Annotated in this window: 9 protein-coding genes; all 9 read left to right on the top strand. The window is 68.7% G+C overall.

The window, feature by feature from the left end; translation table 11 throughout:
• On the top strand, positions 1-1069 hold a 1069-nt coding region (gene infB / locus HY726_03280), incomplete at its 5' end, for a translation initiation factor IF-2 (protein MBI4608017.1).
• A gap of 62 nt (positions 1070-1131) precedes the next feature.
• Positions 1132-1407, top strand: a complete 276-nt coding sequence (locus HY726_03275; GenBank protein MBI4608016.1) for a DUF503 domain-containing protein — start codon at positions 1132-1134, stop codon at positions 1405-1407.
• Between the two features lie 213 nt (positions 1408-1620).
• Positions 1621-1986, top strand: coding sequence for a 30S ribosome-binding factor RbfA (gene rbfA / locus HY726_03270; protein ID MBI4608015.1), 366 nt, complete (start codon positions 1621-1623; stop codon positions 1984-1986).
• Positions 1979-2965: a bifunctional oligoribonuclease/PAP phosphatase NrnA gene (locus tag HY726_03265; GenBank protein MBI4608014.1), complete on the top strand. Its 987-nt coding sequence runs from the start codon at positions 1979-1981 to the stop codon at positions 2963-2965. The genes rbfA and HY726_03265 overlap by 8 nt, the downstream gene beginning before the upstream one ends.
• Entirely contained in the window at positions 2962-3891 is a 930-nt protein-coding gene (gene truB / locus HY726_03260; GenBank protein ID MBI4608013.1) for a tRNA pseudouridine(55) synthase TruB, read from the top strand. The genes HY726_03265 and truB overlap by 4 nt, the downstream gene beginning before the upstream one ends.
• Complete coding sequence (locus HY726_03255) at positions 3854-4792, top strand: bifunctional riboflavin kinase/FAD synthetase (GenBank protein MBI4608012.1); 939 nt, start codon at positions 3854-3856, stop codon at positions 4790-4792. The genes truB and HY726_03255 overlap by 38 nt, the downstream gene beginning before the upstream one ends.
• A gap of 149 nt (positions 4793-4941) precedes the next feature.
• Complete coding sequence (gene rpsO, locus HY726_03250; GenBank protein ID MBI4608011.1) at positions 4942-5211, top strand: 30S ribosomal protein S15; 270 nt, start codon at positions 4942-4944, stop codon at positions 5209-5211.
• A gap of 100 nt (positions 5212-5311) precedes the next feature.
• Positions 5312-7429 carry a polyribonucleotide nucleotidyltransferase gene (gene pnp / locus HY726_03245; protein ID MBI4608010.1) on the top strand — a complete coding sequence of 706 codons (2118 nt, stop codon included), beginning with the start codon at positions 5312-5314 and terminating at the stop codon, positions 7427-7429.
• A 91-nt stretch (positions 7430-7520) separates the two neighbouring features.
• Positions 7521-8786 carry an insulinase family protein gene (locus HY726_03240; GenBank protein ID MBI4608009.1) on the top strand — a complete coding sequence of 422 codons (1266 nt, stop codon included), beginning with the start codon at positions 7521-7523 and terminating at the stop codon, positions 8784-8786.
• The last annotated feature ends 196 nt before the right edge of the window (positions 8787-8982 follow it).

The following is an 8982-nucleotide window of genomic DNA, read 5'->3' as shown; positions in this document are numbered from 1 at the left end:
GTCTGCAAAGCGTGGGACGGGCATCGACAGGCTCCTCGAGATGACCGCGCTCCAGGCCGAGATCATGGAGCTCAAGGCCAACCCGACCCGGGCCGCTCGCGGCGTGATCGTCGAAGCCAAGCTCGAGCGCGGCCGCGGCCCGGTGGCCACGGTGCTGATCCAGCATGGCACCCTCCGAGAGGGTGACGCGGTGGTGGTGGGCCAGCACTACGGCCGGGTCCGGGCGATGTTCGACGACCGGGGCAAGAAGGTCAGGACCGCCGGTCCCACCGACCCGGTCGAGATCCTCGGCCTCTCGGGAGTCCCGATGGCTGGCGACACGCTGGTGGCGGTGGAGGACGAGCGGAAGGCGCGCCAGATCGCCACGGTGCGTCAGGAGCGCGAGCGGGCGAAGGCCAAGGCGGCCTCCCGTGTCACGCTGGAAGACCTTCACAAGCGGATCGCCGCGGGCGAGGTCAAGGAGCTCCGGCTCATCCTGAAGGCCGACGTCCAGGGCTCCGTGGAGGCGCTGACGGAGGCCCTCGAGCGGCTCTCGACGGACGAGGTCAAGCTGAAGGTCATCCACGGCTCGGTCGGGGCCATCACCGAGAACGACGTCAATCTGGCCTCGGCCTCCAACGCGATCGTCCTCGGGTTCAACGTCCGCCCCGAGCCCAAGGTCGCGACCCAGGCGCAGGCGGAGGGCGTGGACGTCCGCACCTACAACGTCATCTACGAGGCAGTCAACGACGTCAAGGCCGCGCTCGAGGGGATGCTGGCGCCGGAGATCCGGGAGGTCCCGCTCGGCCGGGCCCAGGTGCGCGTCCTCTTCACCATCTCCAAGATCGGTACGGTGCTCGGCTCCTATGTGGTGGATGGGAAGCTGGTTCGGAACGCCAAGGTCCGGGTCCGCCGCGACGGCACGCTCCTGGGCGAGGGCGTCGTCACCTCGCTCAAGCGCTTCAAGGACGACGTGCGCGAGGTTCCGCAGGGGCTCGAGTGCGGGATCGGGGTGGAGGGCGTCGGTGGCATCCAGGTGGGAGACGTGATCGAGGCTTACACGACCGAAGAGATCGCACGGACCCTGTGACGGCCAGCGGTGGGTGTGACCGGGCAGCCGTTTGAGCAGGAGGCGCGATGGCAGTCGTCCGGGTGGCCGTGGGGACGCTGGAGCTCCACCTGCCGGGTGTCGGATCGCTCAAGGAGAAGCGCCGCGTCCTCAAAGGGCTCAAGGAGAAAGTAAAGCACCGCTTCGGCGTCGCCGTCGCCGAGGTGGATAACCTCGACTCGTGGCAGCGGGCCACGCTGGGGGTGGCCTCCGTCTCGCACGACTCCCGCCACGCGAACGAGGTCGTCTCCAAGGCGGTCGCGTACATCGAGTCGCTCATCGACGGGCACGTGATCGACATCCAGATCGAGGTCCTGTAGCGCCGTGCCGATAACCGTCGCATCCCGTCGTCCTCCGACCACCCTTCGGGCGGTGCCCGCGCCCATCCTCAACGTACAACCGCGTACGCCTCCCGACCCACCTTCGGTGGGTACCCGCACCCACCTTCGGCGGGTACCCGCCCTGCGTCCTGCACCCATCTTCGATGGGTACCCGGCTCGGTTCTCGGCCCGGCGCGAGGAGCTGTAGCGCCGATGTCGCGCAAGCGCATCGACCGCGTCAATCACCTGATCCGCGAGGAGATCTCCGAGGTCCTGCGGCGCGAGTTGAAGGACCCCCGGCTCGGCTTCGTGACCGTGACCGAAGTCGAGGTCGCCAAGGATCTGCGGACCGCCAAGGTGTACGTGTCGGTGTTCGGCACGGAAGAAGAGTGGCGGGCGACGCTCGCGGCCCTGGAGAGCGCGAAGGGGTTCATCCGCAACTGGTTGCGCGAGCACCTCACGCTCCGGGTCGTCCCGGTCCTGTCTTTCCGTCCCGACCGATCCATGGCCCACGCGGCGACCATCCAGCATCTGCTCGCCGAGCTGAAGGCTCGTGAACCCGGGGAGCCCGGTGTCTGACCAGGAGCTGTCGGTCCCGAGCGAGCTCAGGGCGCTCCTGGGCCGGCCGACGGGCGACGTCCTCCTCCTGGGGCACGCCCAACCGGACGGCGATCAGCTCGGGTCGCTCCTGGGCCTCGGCCTGGCCCTCGGTGAGGCGGGGTGGCCGGTCACGTTCGCGGGCCCGCACGCCGTCCCCGAGCCGCTCCGCTTCCTGCCCGGCTCGGCCCTCTTTCAGCAGTGGACGACGCCGCGAGGGCCCTTTCACCTGGTGATCGTCTGCGATTGCCCGGACCCCCGGCGGACCGGCGGCCTCCTCGAGGGTGCCCGCGGTCCGGCGACGCGCGTGGTGAACATCGACCATCACCCCGACAACGCGCGCTACGGCACAGTCAACTGGATCCACGTGGGGGCCTCGGCGGCGGGCGAGATGGTGTACGACCTGATCGTGGCCCTGGGGCTCAAGCTCACTCCCCAGGTGGCCACGAACCTCTTCACCGCCATCCACACCGATACCGGCTCCTTCCGCTACACCAACGCCTCGGCGAAGGCGTTCAGGACCGCCGCCGAGCTGGTCGCGCGCGGCGCCGACCCGGCCCGCATCGCCGCCCAGCTCTATGAGGCGCGCGGGCCCGAGTCCCTGGGGCTCCTCGGCCGGCTGCTCCAGCAGATCCAGGTCTCTCCGGATGGCCTCGTCGCGTGGCTTGCGCTGCCGGCGGGGAGCGTGCCCGAGGCGTTCCTCCAGGCGGAGGATCTCGTGAGCTACCCGCGCTCGATCGCGAGCGCCAAGGTCGGTCTGGTGCTGAGGGAGACGGAGGGCCGTCACGTGAAGGTGAGCCTCCGGGGCAAAGGGGAGGTACCGGTGAACGCGATCGCCGCGCGCTTCGGTGGTGGCGGGCACTCGAACGCCGCCGGGTGCACGGTGGAGGGGAGCCTCGACGAGGTCACCGCCAGGATTCTGAGCGCCGTCTCCGAGGCTCTCGGGCGGCCGGCCCGATGATGCCCTCCCGCTCCGGGGTCCTCGTGGTCGACAAGGGCCCCGGGTTCACGTCCTTTCAGGTCGTGGCCCACCTCCGCCGCCTTCTCCGGGCCCCGAAGGTCGGTCACGGCGGGACGCTGGATCCCCAAGCCACGGGGGTTCTTCCCATCCTGGTCAACGAGGCGACCAAGCTGACGCCGTACCTCGCCGACCACAGCAAGGAGTACGTCGCCACCGTCAGACTCGGGGTGGTGACGGACACCCAGGATCTCACGGGGACCGTGATCCGGCGGGCGCCGGTTCCCGCTCTCACGCCCGACGCGATCCGCGAAGTGCTGGTCCGCTTCGTCGGGGAGACCCAGCAAGTCCCCCCGATGTACTCCGCACTCCACATGGGCGGGACGCGCCTCTACGAGCTCGCCCGCAAGGGGCTCGAGGTGAAGCGCGAGCCGAGGCCGGTCGTGGTCCACGCGCTCACGCTCGAGTCCGTCGAGCTGCCCCGCTTCACGGTTCGAGTGGTCTGCGGCAGGGGGACCTACGTGAGGACGCTCTGCGCCGACCTGGGTGAGGCGATCGGCTGCGGCGCCGCCCTGGAGCGGCTCGTGCGGACGCGAGTCGGGCCGTATTCACTCGAGGGAGCGCTTCCCTGGGGCGAGGTGGAGCGGGCCCGGGACGGTGCCGCCCTCTGGGCCCGGCTCCTCCCGGTCGATTCGGCGGTCGGCGACTTTCCCGCGATCCGGCTCACGGAGACGGCGGCCGCAGCCGTCCTCAACGGCCAGAGCGTCCCGGTGCCCGAGGCAGCTCCGATGGGTCGGACGCTGGTCCGCCTCTACGATTCGGGGGGATCCTTTCTCGGGCTCGGCCGCCTGATTCCCGCCCACGCCGTGGTGAAGCCGGAACGCATCCTGCATGGAGATCATCCGAGGCCTCGAGTCCTACCCGCCTGATTCCCCGCCCACGATCGTGGCGCTGGGGACCTTTGACGGCGTTCACCTCGCCCACCGACGGATCCTGGCCACGGCCGTGAGCCGCGCGCGGGCCCTGGGCCTCCCGGCGCTCGGGTGCACGTTCACGCCCCACCCGCTGAAGGTGCTGCGCCCGGAGCGGGCGCCGGTTCCGATCACGACGCTGGAGGAGAACCTCGCGCTGATCGCCGAGCAGGGACTCGACACGACGCTCGTCATCGCGTTCACGCGCGAGTTCTCCACTATCGAACCCGAGACCTTCGTCCAGGAGGTTCTCCATCGGACGCTGAAGGCCCGCGAGGTGGTGGTGGGCTTCAACCACACCTTCGGCCGCGGTGCCAGAGGGAACGCCGCGCTCCTCGAGGCGCTGGCTCCGACCCTCGGGTTCATCGCCCGCGTGGTGCCTCCCGAGACGGTGGATGGCGTGGTGGTGTCGTCGTCCGTGGTCCGCCAGGCCCTCAGAGCCGGCGAGGTCCAGCGTGCCATGAAATTTCTCGGTCACCCGTACACGGTTCGGGGCCGGGTCGGCAGGGGCAAGGGGCGGGGGCGCCAGCTCGGTGTGCCCACCGCAAACCTCAAGCCCGAGCGCGAGCTGGTGCTGGCGCCCGGCGTCTACGCGGCCCGAGCCTCCTGGGCGGGCGGCCAGGGGGGAGCTGTCGTCAACGTGGGCGTCCGGCCAACGTTCGGCGAAGGCGAGTACTGGGTGGAGGCCCATCTCTTAGATTTTTCTGGGGATCTCTACGATCAGCAGCTCAGCCTTGCCTTCCTCGAGCGGATCCGGCCGGAGCGCCGGTTTCCGAGCGTCGAGGCGCTCAAGGTGCAAGTCGCCCGGGACATCGAGACTGCCGCGCATCTCCTCGCGTCGATCCCGCGCTGCCCGTGACGTGACCTTTACACGACCGCCCGGCTATGCTAGAGTAGGCGGTGTAACTGCCTGAGGAATTGGAAAATTTCTCTAAGCCGTCTCGGTGGAGTCCACAGCCGGGTGCCGGGACGGACCGACTGGGGGGATACCCCGGAGGAGCCTGAGGGATGCCAGTTTCCGTCAACCAGAAGAAGGTCCTCATCGAGCAGTTCAGGCTCCATGAGGGGGATACGGGGTCGCCAGAAGTTCAGATCGCCATCCTATCGGAGCGGATTCAGAGCCTCTCCGAACACTTTAAAATCCACCAGAAGGACCATCACTCCCGGCGCGGCCTGCTCATGCTGATCGGGAAGCGACGCGGGCTCCTCGAGTACCTGCGCAAGAAGGACGCTGAGCGGTACCGCGCCTTGACAGAGAAGCTCGGAATCCGCCGGTGAAGGCGGCTCCCGGGTCCGGATCCAGCACCGCGAGCCCGCTTGCGCCGGGCCGATCGGCTGCGATGATCGTTCCCCCTAAGGCAGGAGGTTAGGTGTCCGTATGATTCATGCCACGCAAACCGAAGTCGGCGGTCGGGTTCTTTCCCTGGAGACCGGGCGGGTTGCTAAACAGGCCGACGGCGCGGTCCTGGTCCGCTACGGCGGAACCATGGTCCTAGCCACGGTGGTGGCAACCAAGACCCCCCTCGAGGGGGTCGATTTCTTTCCGCTCACCGTGGATTACCGCGAGCGTGCGTACGCCGGCGGGCGTATCCCCGGGGGCTTCTTCAAGCGCGAGGGTCGGCCCATGGAGAAGGAGGTCCTGACCTCGCGGCTGATCGATCGCCCCCTCCGGCCGCTCTTTCCTCCGGGCTTCAAGCACGAGGTGCAGGTCATCGTCCTCGCGATCTCTGCCGATCAGGAGAACGACCCCGACGTCCTCGCGATGAACGGGGCCTCAGCCGCCCTGGCCGTTTCGGGGATCCCGTTCGGGGGCCCGATCGGGGCGGTGAGGGTCGGGCTCGTCGATGGCCAGCTCGTCGCCAACCCCACCGAGAGCCAGCTCGCCGTCTCGGCGCTGGACCTCGTTATGGCGGCGACCGAGGACGCGGTGCTGATGGTGGAGGCGGGCGCCAAGGAGGTGTCGGAGGAGACGGTCCTCCGGGCGATCGCCTTCGGCCACGCCCAGTGCAAGGAACTGGTCAAGATCCAGAAGGCGCTCGTGGCGCCGGGCGGCAAGCCCGCGTGGGCGGTCGACCCCGTCGCTGTCGCCGATCCGAGGCTGGAGGCGCGGGTCAGAGAGCTGGCGGTCGCCAAGATCGCTCACGCGCTGAGCGTCCACGAGAAGCAGGCGCGCGCCCAGGCCGTGGAGCAGATCTTCCAGGAGGTCTTCCAGGCCCTGGGCGCGGAGGAAGCGGACAGGGCCAGGGTGCGGGAGGGTTTCGAGCGAGTGGAGAAGGCCGAGGTGCGGCGACTCGTCCTCGAGAAGGGGATCCGTGTGGACGGACGGTCTCCGACGGAGACACGCGCCATCGCGTGCGAGGTCGGTTTCCTGCCCCGGGCCCACGGCTCGGCGCTCTTCTCGCGGGGCGAGACTCAAGCGCTCGCGGCGGTGACGCTCGGGACCAAGCAGGACGAGCAGAAGATCGAGGCGCTCGAGGGCGAGTCCTTCAAGCCCTTCATGCTCCACTATAATTTCCCCGCCTTCTCCGTCGGCGAGGTGCGTCGCTTCGGCAGCCCGGGGCGGCGCGAGATCGGCCACGGTGCGCTGGCGGAGCGTGCGGTCCAGGCCGTGCTGCCCTCCAAGGAGGAGTTCCCGTACACGATCCGCGTGGTCTCGGACATCCTGGAGTCCAACGGCTCCTCGTCCATGGCGACGGTCTGCGGCGCCTCTCTCGCCCTGATGGACGCGGGGGTGCCCGTCAAGGCGCCAGTGGCGGGGATCGCCATGGGCCTCATCAAGGAGGCAGACCGGGTGGCGGTCCTCACAGACATCATGGGGACCGAGGACCACTACGGCGACATGGACTTCAAAGTCGCCGGAACGGAGAAGGGAGTCACCGCGCTCCAGATGGACATCAAGATCGCCGGGGTGTCCACGGAGATCATGGGTCAGGCGCTGGCCCAGGCCCGCGAGGCGCGGCTCGGCGTCCTGAAGAAGATGAGCGAGGCCCTGGCGAGGCCGCGCCCCGAGCTGTCGCCCTATGCGCCCCGGTTCGTCACGATCCGGATCCGGCCCGAGAAGATCCGCGAGGTCATCGGTCCCGGCGGCAAGGTGATCCGGGGGATCCAGGAACAGACCGGGGTGAAGATCGACGTCGAGGACGACGGGCGTGTCACGGTCTTCGCCGCGGATAACGGCGCGGTCCAGAAGGCCATCGCGATCATCCAGGACATCTGTCGCGAGGTGGAGCTGGAGCGGATCTACCTGGGCAAGGTGAAGAAGATCGTCGAGTTCGGCGCCTTCGTCGAGCTGATCCCGGGGAGCGAGGGGCTGCTGCACATCTCGCAGATCGCCGAGAGCCGGATCCGGTCCGTGGGCGACGTGCTCGCCGAGGGCGACGAGGTGCTGGTGAAGGTGATCGAGATCGACTCCAACGGCAAGGTTCGCCTCTCGCGGAAGATGGCGCTCCGGGAGCAGCCCGCCATGGCGGATCGGGAGCGCCGGAAGCAGGCGTAGCGCGCGTGGCGGCGCGGTCGTCGGCGGGTCGTCTCGGCGGCGACCGCCAGGAACCGAGACGCAGGAGTCGAGACCGACGGAGCTGACCCGCGTGGTCGAACAGTACAGGAAGAGCGTCCTCCCCAACGGCATCCGCGTCGTGACCGAGCGCATGCCGCACGTCCGTTCGGTGGCGGTGGGGATCTGGGTGGACACGGGCTCCCGCAACGAGCCGGCGAGCCGTGGCGGGGTGTCTCACTTGATCGAGCACCTGGTCTTCAAGGGGACGGCTTCGCGGACCGCTGCCGACATCGCGCGCACCATGGATTCGGTGGGCGGCCAGATGGACGCCTTCACCGCCAAGGAGCATACCTGCTTCTACGTGAGCGTGCTGGACGAGCACCTGCCCCTCGCCGTGGATCTGCTGACCGACATCCTGCTGCACCCGCTGTTCGGCAGCGATGACATCGAGCGGGAGAAGTCGGTGGTCCTCCAGGAGATCAAGATGGTGGAGGACACGCCGGACGACCTGGTCCATGACCTATTCGCCGAGCGGGTGTGGGCCGGCCACGCGCTGGGCCGCCCCATCCTGGGGAGGCGGGAGGTGGTTCAGGGGTTCAGCCGCGAGGTGATCCTCTCCCACTTCGGCGAGGAGTACGTGCCGGGGCGCATCGTCATCGCCGTTGCCGGACACGTGGAGCACGAGCAGGTCGTCTCGCTCTTCGCCTCCCGCTTCGAGGGCTTCGACCGCCCCGCCGTGGCCCGTGACGGCTCGCCCCCGGTGGTCCACGGCGGCGTGGAGATGGTCCCGAAGAACCTGGAGCAGGTGCACATGGTGGCCGGGCTCCCGGGCCTCTGCCAGTCCGCCCCCGAGCGGTACGCGCTCTATCTCCTGAACGACGTCATCGGCGGGAGTATGTCGTCCCGCCTCTTTCAGGAGGTCCGGGAGCGGCAGGGGCTGGTCTACTCGATCTACTCGGGCACCCAGGCCTACCGCGACACCGGGGTCCTCTACATCTACGCGGCGACCGATGCCGCGAACTTCTCCAAGGTCCTGAAGTCGGTGCTGAAGGAGGTGCGCGGGCTCAAGAAGGAGGGCACCGCGGCAGAGGAGCTGCGCCGGGCCAAGGACCACCTGAAGGGCAACCTCATGCTGTCGCTCGAGTCCACCTCGAGCCGGATGAACCGGCTGGCGAAGCAGGAGCTCTACTTCGGCTCGTTCTTCTCCCTGGACGAGATGCTGGCGGCGATCGACCGCGTGAAGGAGGAAGAGGTGCAGGCGCTGGTCGATCGACTCCTGGACGAGGAGCAGATCGCCCTGCTCACGCTGGGCCCGCTGGACCGCCGCCACCTGCCGCGGGAGTTCGTCCGGCATTAGCAGGATGCTGAAAGACTGCACTCGAATGGTCCAATCGTCCACCGGCACGCGGCCGAAGCGCTCCGAGCGCGGGCTTGGCCCGCGCAAGCATTTGGGGGAGACTTTCTATGACCCTTGTCAAGAACTTTTTTTTTCACGGTCACGCCGCCCGGCGTAACTGCTGCCGCGCCATGGTCGCCAGGTGGTAGGTCTCGTC

The organism is Candidatus Rokuibacteriota bacterium (assembly GCA_016209385.1).
In the GTDB taxonomy this organism is placed as follows: Bacteria; Methylomirabilota; Methylomirabilia; order Rokubacteriales; family CSP1-6; genus JACQWB01.
This window is presented reverse-complemented; position numbering and strand designations above follow the sequence as displayed.